We start from the raw sequence: 13,167 nt of genomic DNA on the forward strand, positions 1-13,167 counted from the left end.
CCGCGACACCCCGTCGATCTTCGTACGCCCGAGGAGCCACGATGCCCGGAGACACGCCCGATCTGCCCGCGACGGATCTGCGCACCCTGATACCGGAGTACGCGGCTCTCGCCCGGCAGGCCACCCTCCTCAACCCGGAGCCCGGCGAACCCGGTGTGGGGGAGAGCTCGCTGGGAGGCGAGCTGCTGTGGCCCGCGGACGAGCCGTGGCCGTACTGCGCGCAGGAGGACCACTGGACGTACGGGGCCGACTGGCGCAACTGCACCGAGATCGTCCCGGGTGCGGTGCCGATGGTGCCGATCCTCCAGCTGTACGCCAAGGACGTACCGGAGCTGGAGTTCCCGGCGGGGAAGGACCTGCTGCAGCTGGTCTGGTGCGCGCTGAACCACGAACAGGACCCCGGGCCGGTGATGCCGCGGCTGTACTGGCGCAACGAGGCGGAGGTCGTGGCCGGAGGGCTGCTGTCCGAGGTGCCCGGGGTGAGCGAGGGGGAGTTCGACGAGGACAACATGCCGGAGCCGTCCACGGTGTCCCCGGCCACCGCGGAGGACTGGCCGGGGTGGCACGACCTGCCCGGCGACATGGGGGAGACCTGGGAGCACCGGCTTCGGATGACCACGGGCGCCTCCGTCCGGCCGCCCGACGCCAACATCATCGCGACGAAGGTCGGCGGCTGGCCGGCCTGGATTCAGCCCGCCGACTGGCCGGACTGCGAGAGCGGACACCGCATGGAGCACCTGCTGACCATCACCGGCGACATACAGCTGGGCGACTGCGGCGGCGTCTACTTCTTCCACTGCCGACGGTGCGCCGGCCTGCCGTGGGACTGGCGCTTCGACTGCCACTGACGACCCGGGACGGCGGGGCGGGTTCGGCGGTGTCCCGCCGGTGGGGCCGAGGCGGGTTCCACGCCGTGGACGTACGCACCCGGTGCCTGCCGGCCGGGCACACGCCCCGCCGTGGTCGCGGTCCGGGCCGCCCCGGCGGCCGATGACGGCTCCGAGACGGCCCGGAAGTGCGGGCGGGTCGACCGACCCGCGGTGTTCTCAGAAGCCGAAGTCCTGTGTCCACCACGGGCCGCCCTGGGCGAAGGAGACCCCCACGCCCAGCGTCCGGTACTCGCAGTTGAGGATGTTCGCGCGGTGGCCGTCGCTGTTCATCCACGCGTTCATCACGGTCCGGGCGTCGGCCTGGCCGCGGGCGATGTTCTCGGCGCCCAGTCCGCCGACGCCGGCCTGCGCGGCCCGGTCCCAGGGGCCGTCGCCCTCCGGGTCGGTGTGGTCGAAGAAGCTGCGCGTCGCCATGTCGGAGCTGAACCTGCCGGCGAGGCGGGCCAGCGAGGAGTCCGGGCGCACCGGGGCGCAGCCCACCTTGGCGCGTTCCTTGTTGACGAGGGCCAGCACCTCGGCCTCCGCCGCCGTCTCACCCGACGGGGCCTTGGGCCGCGGCTTCGCCGGGGCGGGGACGGCCCTGCGCTCGGGGGCGGTCGTCTTGCGCTCCGCCGCCTTGCCGCGGGAGGTCTCGGGGCTGCCGGCAGCGGCCGGCGGCTTGGCCTCGGGCGCCTTCTTCACCGGCGGCTTCGGCTTCGACGCGGGCGCCGACGAGGACCCCTTCGGCGAGTTGCCGGTGGTCGACGACATGCCCTTCGAGGCGCGGGGGGCCGGCTCGGCCGATGCGCGCTCGGACGGGGTGGCGGAGGCGCCGCCCTGGGCCGTGAGATCACCGGAGGCCACCTCGCGCACATGCTGCGCCGCGGTCTTCTCGCCTCCCGCGGTGAACACGTCGCCGCCCGGGACCAGCCCGGCGGCGACGGCGACGGTGGCCACCGCGGCGGCTGCGGCGACCCCGAGCAGCCCGGTGCGCACGGGGCCGGGAACCCGCTTCTTCCGGCGGTGGCGTCCCATACGCTCGCCCTTCCGGTCTCGACTTCAGCTGGATCAGTGGAAGGACTCGCCCGAACGGGCGAAGTCCGTTGCGTCGCGACTGTACGCGATGTCGGGAGTGGGCGATGTGACCCGAGTGGCATTGGCCCGTACGCGTCCGTGTAGGTTTCGCGCATGCATGAGCACGCACGGATGACCGCATGGGTACGCGGACGCGTACAGGGAGTGGGCTTCCGCTGGTTCACCAGGGAAAACGCTCTGGAGATCGGCGGCCTCCGCGGCTTCGCGCTCAATCTCGACGACGGCCGGGTCCAGATCGTGGCGGAGGGCCCGCGTGAGAATTGCCACCGTCTTCTGGAGTGGCTGCGGTCGTCCGACACGCCCGGCGCCGTCGTCGGCGTCACCGAAATCTGGGGGAGTCCCCGCGGGGGTTACGAGGGATTCGCGATCCGCTGATCGGAAGACCCGGAACGCGGGCACTCGATGTGTTCATCCGACTGCCCACAGCATGCGTGTTCGAAAGAAACCCGCTGGTGGTTGCCAATAACGGTCCCGCCGTGCCAGGCTGCGCGAGTAACGATGATCTCCGAGCCCCCGGGGCCCGCAGGAGAGCCGCCGCCGTGCGTTCCACGGCCGCGAGCCCGCGGCTTGCCCCCGATACGGGGCGTGATCGTGTTGACCGTCAAACTTTTTGGTGAGACGCTGGAAGCCCCGCGCACCCTAGCTGTTTGGCAGCAAGAATCGCAGTGGAACAAGCGCTGCCGAGCACCGCGGGTGCGAAAATCCCTCACGACCCACACCGCATCGGTCGGTCACTCAGTGTGGAGGACCATCCATCATGGCAAAGGCGCTTCTCGGTTACGTCGGCGGTTCCGACCCGCGACTCCTCGCCGAGATGCGACGGCTTCAGCAGCGCGTCCAGGACCTGGAGTCCGAGCTCGTACGGATCCAGTCCGAGAATGACGCGCTGAGCGCTGCCGCCGCACAGCACCGTGGCGACTCGTTGCTCGAAGGCATCGACATCGACGTACCCAAGGGCGAGCCGGCGCTCACCTGATCCCAGACCTGTGGGGATCCGGTGAGAAACTCTCTCGCACGGCTGGTATGTATGCAAGGGACGCTTCGGCGTCCCTTCTTTCTTTGTTCCCCCGTCTGTAGTGCACTGCTTACCGTCTGATGTGCCCTGCATATTCAGGGATCAAACCGCGGCGTGCCCACGTCGTGGCGGGCCGGAAGCCCTGTGCCGGCGGCGATCTCCGGGCACCGGGAGGTAGAGTCCGGCGGCGTGCACCTCAAGGCCCTGACCCTCCGCGGGTTCAAATCCTTCGCCTCGGCGACGACGCTGCGCTTCGAGCCCGGCATCACCTGCGTCGTGGGGCCGAACGGTTCCGGCAAGTCCAATGTCGTGGACGCGCTGTCCTGGGTCATGGGTGAACAGGGGGCGAAATCCCTGCGTGGCGGGAAGATGGAGGACGTCATCTTCGCCGGAACGACCGGGCGCCCACCGCTCGGCCGCGCGGAGGTCTCCCTCACGATCGACAATTCCGACGGCGCACTGCCCATCGAATACGCCGAAGTCACCATCACGCGGATCATGTTCCGCAACGGCGGCAGCGAATACCAGATCAACGGGGACACCTGCCGGCTGCTGGACATTCAGGAACTGCTCTCCGACTCGGGTATCGGTCGTGAGATGCACGTCATCGTCGGGCAGGGCCAGCTCGACTCCGTCCTGCACGCGGACCCGATGGGCCGCCGGGCGTTCATCGAGGAGGCCGCCGGCGTCCTCAAGCACCGCAAGCGCAAGGAGAAGGCGCTGCGGAAGCTCGACGCGATGCAGGCCAACCTCGCTCGCGTCCAGGACCTCACCGACGAACTCCGGCGGCAGCTCAAGCCGCTGGGGCGGCAGGCCGCCGTGGCACGGCGGGCCGCGGTCATCCAGGCCGATCTGCGTGACGCGCGCCTGCGCCTCCTGGCCGACGACCTCGTACGCATGCGGGAGGCGCTCAGGACCGAGGTCGCCGACGAGGCCGCGCTGAAGGAGCGCAAGGAGGCAGCGGAGGCGGAGCTCAAGGCGGCCCTGACCCGGGAGGCGGACCTGGAGGACGAGGTGCGCCGGCTGGTGCCGCGGCTGCAGCGGGCCCAGCAGACCTGGTACGAACTCTCGCAGCTCGCCGAACGGGTGCGCGGCACGGTGTCGCTGGCGGAGGCACGGGTGAAGAGCGCCACCTCGGCGCCCGCGGAGGAACGGCGCGGCCGTGACCCCGAGGACATGGAGCGCGAGGCCGCGCGGATCCGCGAGCAGGAGGCGGAGCTGGAGGCGGCACTGGAGGCCGCCCAGCGTGCGCTGGAGGACACCGTCGCCCACCGTGCCGAACTGGAGCGCGAACTGGCGGTCGAGGAACGCCGGCTGAAGGACGTGGCCCGGGCGATCGCCGACCGCCGCGAAGGGCTCGCCCGGCTGAACGGACAGGTCAACGCCGCCCGTTCCCGCGCGGCCTCGGCGCAGGCGGAGATCGACCGGCTGGCGGCCGCTCGTGACGAGGCGCGCGAGCGGGCCGCCTCGGCCCAGGAGGAGTACGAGCAGCTCAAGGCGGAGGTCGACGGGCTGGACGCGGACGACACCGCGCTCGCCGACCGGCACGACGCGGCCCGGCGCGAACTGGCCGAGGCGGAGGCGGCCCTGTCGGCCGCCCGCGAGGCGGCCACGGCCGCCGAACGCAAGCGTGCCGCCGTCGCCGCACGCCACGACGCCCTCGCCCAGGGACTGCGCCGCAAGGACGGCACCGGCGCGCTGCTGTCCGCCCGTGACCGGCTCTCCGGTCTGCTGGGGCCCGCCGCCGAGCTGCTGACGGTCGCTCCCGGCTACGAACTCCCTGTCGCGGCGGCGCTCGGCGCGGCGGCCGACGCCGTCGCGGTCACGGATCCCTCGACGGCGGCCGACGCCATCCGGCTGCTCCGCAAGCAGGACGCGGGCCGCGCGTCCCTGCTGCTGTCCCTGCCCGGGCAGGCCGGCGCCCGCCCGGCCCACGGTGACGGCGGCGCACCCGAGGGCGACGTGACCACGGCCGGGATTCCGGCTCCCGCCCGGCCGCCCGCCGACGGCGTCCCCGCGACCGAGGCTCCCGGGCGGCCCGCGGTTCCGGCGGGCGCGCCCGCCCATCGCGCCGGCGCGGCCGCACCGACTCCCGCCGCCGCCCTCTCCGCCCCGGCGGCCGTCGGCGGCGAAGGAGGTACGCGGCCGCCCCGGATCGTCGACCTGGTGCGCGGGCCGGAGGAGCTGATGCCCGCCGTGGCGAGGCTCGTACGGGACATGGTGGCCGTCGGGACGCTGGAGGACGCCGAGGACCTGGTCCGCACGGAGCCGGGTCTCGTCGCCGTCACCGCCGAGGGTGACGTCCTCGGCGCCCACTTCGCCCATGGCGGCTCCGCGGGCGCGCCCAGCCTCCTGGAGGTGCAGGCGTCGGTCGACGAGGCCGCCGCCGAGCTGGAGGAGCTGGCCGTACGGTGCGACGAACTCGCCCTGGGGCAGCGCGAGGCCGCCGAGCGGCGGACGGCGTGCGCCTCCCTCGTCGAGGAGCTGGGCGAGCGACGGCGGGCGGCGGAGCGGCAGAAGGCCGGCGTCGCCCAGCAACTGGGCCGGCTCGCCGGGCAGGCCCGCGGTGCCGCCGGGGAGGCCGAGCGCACGGCGGCGGCGGCCGAGCGCGCCCAGGAGGCGCTCGAGAAGGCGCTGTACGAGGCCGAGGAGCTGGCGGAGCGGCTGGCCGTCGCCGAGGAGACGCCCGTCGAGGAGGAACCGGACACCTCGGCGCGGGACCGGCTCGCCGCCGACGGCGCCAACGCCCGGCAGACCGAGATGGAGGCCCGGCTCCAGGTGCGTACGCACGAGGAGCGGGTGAAGGGGCTCGCGGGACGTGCCGACGCGCTGGACCGCGGCGCACGCGCCGAGCGCGAGGCCCGGGCGCGCGCCGAGCGGCGCCGCGCCAGGCTCCGTCACGAGGCCGCCGTCGCCGAGGCGGTGGCGAACGGCGCCCGTCAGCTCCTGGCCCATGTCGAGGTGTCCGTCGTCCGGGCCGAGCGGGAACGCGCCGCGGCCGAGGCGGCCAAGGCCGAGCGGGAGCGTGAGCTCGCCGCCGCCCGTGCGGAGGGCCGGGACCTCAAGAGCGAGCTCGACAAGCTCACCGACTCCGTGCACCGCGGCGAGGTCCTCGGAGCCGAGAAGCGCCTGCGCATCGAGCAACTGGAGACGAGGGCGCTGGAGGAGCTGGGCGTCGAACCGGCCGGGCTGGTCGGCGAGTACGGTCCCGACCAGCTCGTACCGCCGTCGCCGCCGGCCGAGGGGGAGGACCTCCCCGAGGACCCCGGGCACCCGCGCAACCAGCCGCGGCCCTTCGTCCGCGCCGAGCAGGAGAAGCGGCTCAGGTCCGCCGAACGGGCGTACCAGCAACTCGGAAAGGTGAATCCGCTCGCCCTGGAGGAGTTCGCGGCGCTGGAGGAGCGCCACAAGTTCCTGTCCGAACAGCTCGAAGACCTGAAGAAGACCCGCGCCGACCTGCTCCAGGTGGTGAAGGAGGTCGACGAGCGCGTCGAGCAGGTGTTCACGGAGGCGTACCGGGACACCGCGCGCGAGTTCGAGGGCGTGTTCTCGCGGCTCTTCCCGGGCGGTGAGGGCCGGCTCATCCTGACGGACCCCGACAACATGCTCACGACGGGCGTGGACGTGGAGGCCCGGCCCCCGGGCAAGAAGGTCAAGCGGCTGTCGCTGCTCTCCGGCGGCGAGCGCTCGCTGACCGCCGTGGCGATGCTCGTGTCCATCTTCAAGGCCCGGCCCAGCCCGTTCTATGTGATGGACGAGGTCGAGGCCGCGCTCGACGACACCAACCTCCAGCGGCTGATCCGCATCATGCAGGAGCTCCAGGAGAGCTCCCAGCTGATCGTGATCACCCACCAGAAGCGGACGATGGAGGTCGCGGACGCGCTCTACGGCGTCTCCATGCAGGGTGACGGAGTGTCGAAGGTCATCAGCCAGCGGCTCCGCTGAACCTCTCCTCGAGCCGGTGGCTCCGCTCTTTCACCAGCGGCTCCGCTGAACCGCGTTCACCCGCCGAAAGCGGGTGGGCTCTCCGCCCTCATCGCTCGCGCTCAGCGACAGCCAGCGCTTCGATCTTCAATTCTTGTACACATCTGTGCCGAGTCGTGGGGCTCCTGTGACTTCACGACGATGTCTTGACTTCGAAACTTGAACGCATAGTCTCTGCATCATTGCTTTTACCTTCAAGTGGTGGGCGGCGTCAGGTTGTGCGCCACTGGAAGGGCTCGCCCCCCACCCCCGGCGCCGTCGCCGGGTGGCCCCAGGAGTACACCGTGACCAGCACCCCGCAGTCGCAGGCGTCGGAAGGCCGCAAGGCCCGGCCGGAGCACCTCAGCCATGTCATCTTCATCGCGGCGTCGGCCGCGATGGGCGGTTTCCTCTTCGGCTACGACAGTGCGGTGATCAACGGAGCCGTCGTGGCCATCCGCGACCGCTTCGACGTGGGCCCCGAGGTCCTGGCCCAGGTCATCGCCGCCGCCCTCATCGGCTGCGCGATCGGCGCTGCCACGGCCGGCCGGATCGCCGACCGCATCGGGCGCATCCGGGTCATGCAGATCGCCGCCGTGCTGTTCACCGCCAGCGCGATCGGCTCGGCGCTGCCGTTCGCCCTCTGGGATCTCGCCATGTGGCGCGTCATCGGCGGCATCGCCATCGGCATGGCCTCCGTCATCGCGCCGGCCTACATCGCCGAGGTGTCCCCGTCCGCCTACCGAGGCCGGCTCGCCTCCTTCCAGCAGGCCGCCATCGTCACCGGCATCGCCGTCTCGCAGCTGATCAACTGGGGCGTCCTCAACCTCGCGGACGGCGACCAGCGCGGCCGGATCGGCGGCTTCGAGGCTTGGCAGTGGATGCTCGGCATCATGGTCGTCCCGGCCGCGCTCTACGGGCTGGTCTCCTTCGTCATCCCCGAGTCGCCCCGGTACCTGATCTCCGTCGGCCGCCAGGAACAGGCACGCAAGGTGCTCCGCGACGTCGAGGGCAAGGCCGTGGACCTGGACAAGCGGGTCGCCGAGATCGAGGAGAACATGCGCCACGAGCGCAAGCCGTCCTTCAAGGACCTGCTCGGCGGCAAGTTCCTCTTCCTGCCGATCGTCTGGATCGGTATCGGTCTGTCCGTCTTCCAGCAGCTCGTCGGCATCAACGTGATCTTCTACTACAGCTCCTCGCTGTGGCAGTCGGTCGGCATCAACCCGGAGAGCTCCTTCTTCTACTCCTTCGAGACGTCCATCGTGAACATCATCGGTACGGTGATCGCGATGATCTTCGTCGACCGGTTCGGCCGGAAGCCGCTGGCGCTCATCGGCTCCGTCGGCATGGCGATCTCGCTCGGACTCGCCGCCTGGGCGTTCTCCTACAAGACGGAGGTGGGCGGCCAGGTCTCGCTGCCGGGTCTCCAGGGCACCGTCGCCCTCTTCGCGGCCAACTTCTTCGTGCTCTTCTTCGCCCTCTCATGGGGCGTGGTGGTCTGGGTGCTGCTCGGCGAGATGTTCCCCGGCAAGATCCGCGCTGCCGCGCTGGGCGTCGCCGCCTCGGCCCAGTGGATCGCCAACTGGCTCATCACCGTGACGTTCCCGACCCTCTCGGACTGGAACCTCTCGGGCGCGTACGTCATCTACACGGTCTTCGCCGTGCTCTCGATCCCGTTCATCCTCAAGTGGGTGCCGGAGACGAAGGGCAAGGCGTTGGAGGAGATGGGCTAAAACCCCGCTGCCCCTCTCCTCTCGGCCCCATGGCCAGTGGCACTGCCCCGGTTCAGCCCTTGAGCCGGGGCAGTACCCGTTCGCAGAACAGCTCGACGCTCCGTCGGCCCTCCTCGGGCGGCATCCCGCCGCACAGGGGATGGAGCACGAGGCTCTCTGCCCCCAGTCCGACGCACTCGTCCGGGGTCAGCACCCGGTAGACGCCCTCCTCCCGCAGTCCGTCCACCGTCGTCGCCGACGACCTCACCGCCGAACGGATCCCGGAGGACTGCCAGGAGGCGTACGTCCGGGCCTCGTGCAGGAAGTGCCCGCCGTACTCCGCCCACGTCCGGTCCGGGTCCTCGGAGACGTGCAGCAGCGGGGTCTCGGCCGCCGGCATCATGCAGAACCCCTCGGTCCCGTACTCCTCGCGCATCCGGTGGTAGTACGCCTCCAGTTCGGGCAGATGGGCGCTGGGGAAGAACGGGAGCCCGAACCGTGCGGCGCGCCGGGCGGCGGGCCGGGACGAACCGCCCACCAGCAGCAGCGGATGCGGCCGTGTGCACGGCCGGGGGGTGACCCGCACCCGCCGGCCGCGATGGGTCAACTCCTCGCCGGTCCACGCCGCCAGCAGGGTCTCCAGCAGCTCGTCCTGCAGCGCGCCCCGCCGCCGCCAGTCCACACCGTGGGCGGCGTACTCCTCCGGCCGGTAGCCGATGCCCGCCACCGTGACCAGCCGCCCCCCGCTCAGCAGGTCGAGCACGGCGATGTCCTCGGCCAGGCGCAGCGGATCGTGCAGCGGGCCGATGACGGCCGAGACGGTCACCGCGATCCTGCGCGTCGCGCCGAACACCGCCCCGGCGAAGGTGAAGGGGGAGGGCAGCCAGTTGTCCGCGACGCCGTGGTGCTCCTCGGTCTGGACCGTGTCGACCCCGTGCTCGTCCGCGTACGCCGCGAGCTCCAGGGCGACGCGGTAACGGGCCGCGAGGGAATCGGGCGTCGCCGCGGGGTCGACGAGGTTGAACCGTACGACTGTGAAGGCCATGACGAACGTCCCCCTCCGCCGGGGTGTGGAAGTGGCGAAGGGGACGCTATCTGACGTCGCGTCAGATGAAAACAGCCGCGCGCACCGGCTCTTCCTCCGCGCCCGGCCGGCCCGCGGACACCGGGCCGGCCGGGCGCGGTAGTACGGCGTACAGCACACCCGCCACGACGATCGTCACCGCCCAAGCCAAGGCCGTTCCTGCCGATCCAGGAACCGGCCAGCGGACCGCCGAAGCAGTCGACCTCGGTGAACAGCAGGCCGACCGGCAGGGCGACGCCCCACGCCGTCATCGCCTGCCAGGCGAACCCGCCCCGGTCCCAGCAGGCGCTGGTGCGGCCCGTGTCCATCAACGCCGCGGCGTCATAGGCGCGCCCGCGCAGCATGTCGCCCCGGACACCCCGATCCAGGCGGAGAACGCGACGGCGAGCAGGGTGAGGAACGAGATGAACGAGCGCAGGACGACGATGCCGGCGCCGTCGACCGTCGAGCCGACCACGGCACGGCCTGAGGCGGTACGCGGCAGGGACCGGGTGGAGTCGGGGCCGGACGGCACCCAGCTGATCCCGCCCGCGGCGATGGTGCCGATGCCCGCGATCAGCCTCGCGGTCGAACCGGCCGGCTTGTCCAGGACGGCCCACCGGTCCGTGCCGACCACCAGATGTGGCCGAGGACCAGGACGGAGAACCCGCCGAACAGATACGCGGACCACGTGCTGCACACCCGCAGCGCCCTGGTTCCGAGGCCGGAGAGGAAGGTCGCCGTGACGAAGGGGAGGAGCGTGACGACGATCAGCGCGGTGTTCGGCTTGATGTCGAAGAGGAGATCGAGCACGGTCAGCAGGGCGTAGGCGCCGGTCACCGCGTCGATGGTCTCCCAGCCCCAGCGGGCCACCCGGATCAGCGAGACGGGGAAGAGGTTCCCTGGCCGAAACCGCACGCGACAGGGCCATACCGGGCGCGCCCCCGCGGATGCCCGCGAGCGGGACGAGGCCGGGGGAGTCCGGGGTGCGGGACCCGGGAGAGCGCCGGCCGCGATCGGACTGCAGGGGCGTCGCCAGGCCGGAAGGCTCATCGTAACGTCTCCGGCAAAAGGTCCAAAAATGGGCGCGCCCCCTCGTGGGATCCTCTGAGCGGACCGGTCCCCGGTGTCGTTGGCCGATACTGGGTGGCGTTATGGAAATCGTCATCCTTGCTGTAGTCATCGCCCTGGTCGCGGTCGGCGCGATCAGCGGACTCGTGGTCAGCAGCCGCAGGAAGAAGCAGCTGCCGCCCTCGGCGCCGTCGAGCACGCCGACCATCACCGCTCCGCCAGCCGAGCCGCACGTCGGCGAGGAGGCGGAGACACCGCGGGAAGAGCCCCGCCGCACCATCGAGGAGGTCGACCTCCCGACCGCGGAGGAGGCCGTCGCCGAGCCCGCCGCCGTCGAGGATCCGGTCGTCGCCGAGCCCGAGGCTCCCGCGATCGAGATCCCGGAACCGACCGCGGGCCGTCTCGTACGGCTGCGCGCCCGTCTGGCCCGCTCCCAGAACACCCTGGGCAAGGGGCTCCTCACTCTGCTCTCCCGCGAGCACCTCGACGAGGAGACGTGGGAGGAGATCGAGGACACCCTGCTCACCGCCGACGTCGGCGTCGCGGCGACGCAGGAGCTGGTCGACCACCTGCGCGAGCGGGTGAAGGTCCTCGGCACCCGTACCCCCGACGAGCTCCGCACGCTGCTCCGCGAGGAGCTGCTGCGGCTCATCGGGACGGACGCGGACCGCGCGGTCCAGACCGAGAGCGGTCTGGACACCCCCGGTGTCGTCATGGTCGTCGGCGTCAACGGCACCGGCAAGACCACGACCACCGGCAAGCTGGCCCGGGTGCTCGTCGCTGACGGGCGCAGCGTCGTCCTCGGCGCGGCGGACACCTTCCGCGCCGCCGCCGCCGACCAGCTGCAGACCTGGGGCGAGCGCGTCGGCGCCCGCACCGTGCGCGGCCCCGAGGGCGGCGACCCGGCCTCGATCGCCTACGACGCGGTCAAGGAGGGCATCGCCGAGGGTGCCGACGTCGTCCTCATCGACACGGCCGGCCGGCTGCACACCAAGACCGGGCTCATGGACGAGCTCGGCAAGGTCAAGCGCGTGGTCGAGAAGCACGGCCCGCTGGACGAGGTGCTGCTCGTCCTCGACGCCACGACGGGCCAGAACGGCCTGGTCCAGGCCCGCGTCTTCGCCGAGGTCGTCGACATCACCGGCATCGTGCTCACCAAGCTCGACGGCACGGCCAAGGGCGGCATCGTCATCTCCGTCCAGCGCGAGCTCGGTGTGCCGGTCAAGCTGGTCGGCCTGGGCGAGGGCCCGGACGACCTGGCCCCCTTCGAGCCGGAGGCCTTCGTCGACGCCCTGATCGGCGACTAGCCTTCCGGGCATCCCCTTCGTCCGGCTGTCCGCCGCGCCGCGTCCTCCGCGGCGCGGCGGACGCGTATGCGGGGCCGGTCCGCCATGCGCGGCAAGAGGCGCCCGGTGCGGTACGAGCGCCCGCGGCGCGGGTCCGTCGAGGACTGCCGCGTGCGAGGCGGTCCCACCGAGGACCGACGGGCGAAGCGGTCCCGGGGGTCGTCCCTCCCGGTGACGCTCAGGGAGCCGTCGAGCGGTGGCAGATGTACGCGAGCGTCCCCAGGAGCAGGCGGGCCTGCGGCGGGGTCCCGGAGGAACCGAGCGCCGGCGGCCGGAGCCAGCGGGACGGGCCGAGGCCGGCGTGGTCGGACGGCGGTGCCGTCACATGGTGGCCCGTGCCGAGGCAGCGCAGGTCCAGGTCGGCGTCGTCCCAGCCCATCCGGTAGAGCAGGTGCGGCAGTTCCGGGGCGGCGCCGGGGGCCACGAAGAACTGGGCGCGCCCCGTCGGCGTCACGGACACGGGCCCCAGCGGGACGCCCATCCGCTCCAGCCTCACCAGGGCGCGTCGCCCGGCGGCCTCCGAGACCTCCAGGACGTCGAACGAGCGGCCCACGGGGAGCAGGATCGAGGCGCCGGGCACCTCCGCCCACGCCTTCGCCACCTCGTCGAGGGTCGCACCGGCCGGTACCTCGGGCGCGAAGTCCAGGGGGTGCGCGCCCGGGGCCGGGCAGTCCGTGTCCCCGCAGGAGCAGCGGCCCGCCGAGGCCCGTGCGCCCGGGGCCACGTCCCAGCCCCACAGTCCTGTGCACTCGGCCACCGCCGTGCACTCCGTCGCGCGGCCGCGGCGCCGTGAGCCGGGCCGGATCTCCCGGACCCGGGAGCCGCCGATCGTGAAGCCCATGCCCCCTCCAACGGGTCGAACTCGCCGGTGGTTACGACCAGGAGTCTTGCGGTGACGCTGTGTCGCCGTCGCCGGGGGCGCGCCGGTGCGAAGTGTCGCCGGGGGTGGTGCATCCGGTTCCGCGCGCCCCGACGCGCAACGCTCCGCCTGCTCCTGGCTGTCGTGCGTCAAGTGAATCGCGCCTGGCCGCAG

9 protein-coding genes and 1 pseudogene are annotated in these 13,167 nt (G+C 72.2%); 6 read left to right on the top strand and 4 right to left on the bottom strand.

Translation table 11 applies throughout. The annotated features are described in order from the left end of the window. Nucleotides 1-41: 41 nt before the first annotated feature. On the top strand, nt 42-848 hold the full coding sequence (locus tag QRN89_RS25020; RefSeq protein ID WP_290351615.1) for a DUF1963 domain-containing protein: 807 nt from the start codon (nt 42-44) through the stop codon (nt 846-848). A gap of 198 nt (nt 849-1,046) precedes the next feature. On the opposite strand, the gene QRN89_RS25025 is transcribed toward QRN89_RS25020, so the two are convergent. Beyond that, the gene (locus QRN89_RS25025; RefSeq protein WP_290351616.1) at nt 1,047-1,904 is read right to left on the bottom strand and encodes a CAP domain-containing protein; all 858 of its coding nucleotides are present in this window, start codon (nt 1,902-1,904) and stop codon (nt 1,047-1,049) included. Nucleotides 1,905-2,057: 153 nt separating this feature from the next. On the opposite strand from QRN89_RS25025, the gene QRN89_RS25030 reads away from it, so the two are divergent. The 4 genes from QRN89_RS25030 (at nt 2,058) to QRN89_RS25045 (ending at nt 8,675) form a co-directional block, all read left to right on the top strand. Next, nucleotides 2,058-2,339 carry an acylphosphatase gene (locus QRN89_RS25030; protein ID WP_290351617.1) on the top strand — a complete coding sequence of 94 codons (282 nt, stop codon included), beginning with the start codon at nt 2,058-2,060 and terminating at the stop codon, nt 2,337-2,339. Between the two features lie 382 nt (nt 2,340-2,721). Beyond that, nucleotides 2,722-2,940: a hypothetical protein gene (locus QRN89_RS25035; protein ID WP_138052936.1), complete on the top strand. Its 219-nt coding sequence runs from the start codon at nt 2,722-2,724 to the stop codon at nt 2,938-2,940. 228 nt (nt 2,941-3,168) lie between these two features. Further along, nucleotides 3,169-6,924 carry a chromosome segregation SMC family protein gene (locus tag QRN89_RS25040; protein WP_290351618.1) on the top strand — a complete coding sequence of 1,252 codons (3,756 nt, stop codon included), beginning with the start codon at nt 3,169-3,171 and terminating at the stop codon, nt 6,922-6,924. A gap of 323 nt (nt 6,925-7,247) precedes the next feature. After that, complete coding sequence (locus QRN89_RS25045) at nt 7,248-8,675, top strand: sugar porter family MFS transporter (RefSeq protein ID WP_290351619.1); 1,428 nt, start codon at nt 7,248-7,250, stop codon at nt 8,673-8,675. A 52-nt stretch (nt 8,676-8,727) separates the two neighbouring features. Here QRN89_RS25045 and QRN89_RS25050 read toward each other — a convergent pair whose 3' ends face one another. Next, nucleotides 8,728-9,699 carry an LLM class flavin-dependent oxidoreductase gene (locus QRN89_RS25050; RefSeq protein WP_290351620.1) on the bottom strand — a complete coding sequence of 324 codons (972 nt, stop codon included), beginning with the start codon at nt 9,697-9,699 and terminating at the stop codon, nt 8,728-8,730. Nucleotides 9,700-9,760: 61 nt separating this feature from the next. Further along, nucleotides 9,761-10,690: pseudogene (locus QRN89_RS25055) on the bottom strand (cytosine permease); the annotation flags it as partial. A gap of 181 nt (nt 10,691-10,871) precedes the next feature. Here QRN89_RS25055 and ftsY point away from each other — a divergent pair. Beyond that, nucleotides 10,872-12,095, top strand: a complete 1,224-nt coding sequence (gene ftsY, locus QRN89_RS25060; RefSeq protein WP_290351621.1) for a signal recognition particle-docking protein FtsY — start codon at nt 10,872-10,874, stop codon at nt 12,093-12,095. Between the two features lie 217 nt (nt 12,096-12,312). Here ftsY and QRN89_RS25065 read toward each other — a convergent pair whose 3' ends face one another. Further along, entirely contained in the window at nt 12,313-12,975 is a 663-nt protein-coding gene (locus tag QRN89_RS25065; protein WP_290351622.1) for a bifunctional DNA primase/polymerase, read from the bottom strand. Nucleotides 12,976-13,167 lie beyond the last annotated feature (192 nt).

It is taken from the genome of Streptomyces sp. HUAS CB01 (assembly GCF_030406905.1).
Classification (GTDB): Bacteria; Actinomycetota; Actinomycetes; order Streptomycetales; family Streptomycetaceae; genus Streptomyces; species Streptomyces chengbuensis.

Bases quoted from the DNA above. Each gene is read 5' to 3' on its own strand.
- QRN89_RS25020 (WP_290351615.1), top strand. From the start codon at position 42: ATGCCCGGAGACACGCCCGATCTGCCCGCGACGGATCTGCGCACCCTG.
- QRN89_RS25025 (WP_290351616.1), bottom strand. From the start codon at position 1,904: ATGGGACGCCACCGCCGGAAGAAGCGGGTTCCCGGCCCCGTGCGCACC.
- QRN89_RS25030 (WP_290351617.1), top strand. From the start codon at position 2,058: ATGCATGAGCACGCACGGATGACCGCATGGGTACGCGGACGCGTACAG.
- QRN89_RS25035 (WP_138052936.1), top strand. From the start codon at position 2,722: ATGGCAAAGGCGCTTCTCGGTTACGTCGGCGGTTCCGACCCGCGACTC.
- QRN89_RS25050 (WP_290351620.1), bottom strand. From the start codon at position 9,699: ATGGCCTTCACAGTCGTACGGTTCAACCTCGTCGACCCCGCGGCGACG.
- ftsY (WP_290351621.1), top strand. From the start codon at position 10,872: ATGGAAATCGTCATCCTTGCTGTAGTCATCGCCCTGGTCGCGGTCGGC.
- QRN89_RS25065 (WP_290351622.1), bottom strand. From the start codon at position 12,975: ATGGGCTTCACGATCGGCGGCTCCCGGGTCCGGGAGATCCGGCCCGGC.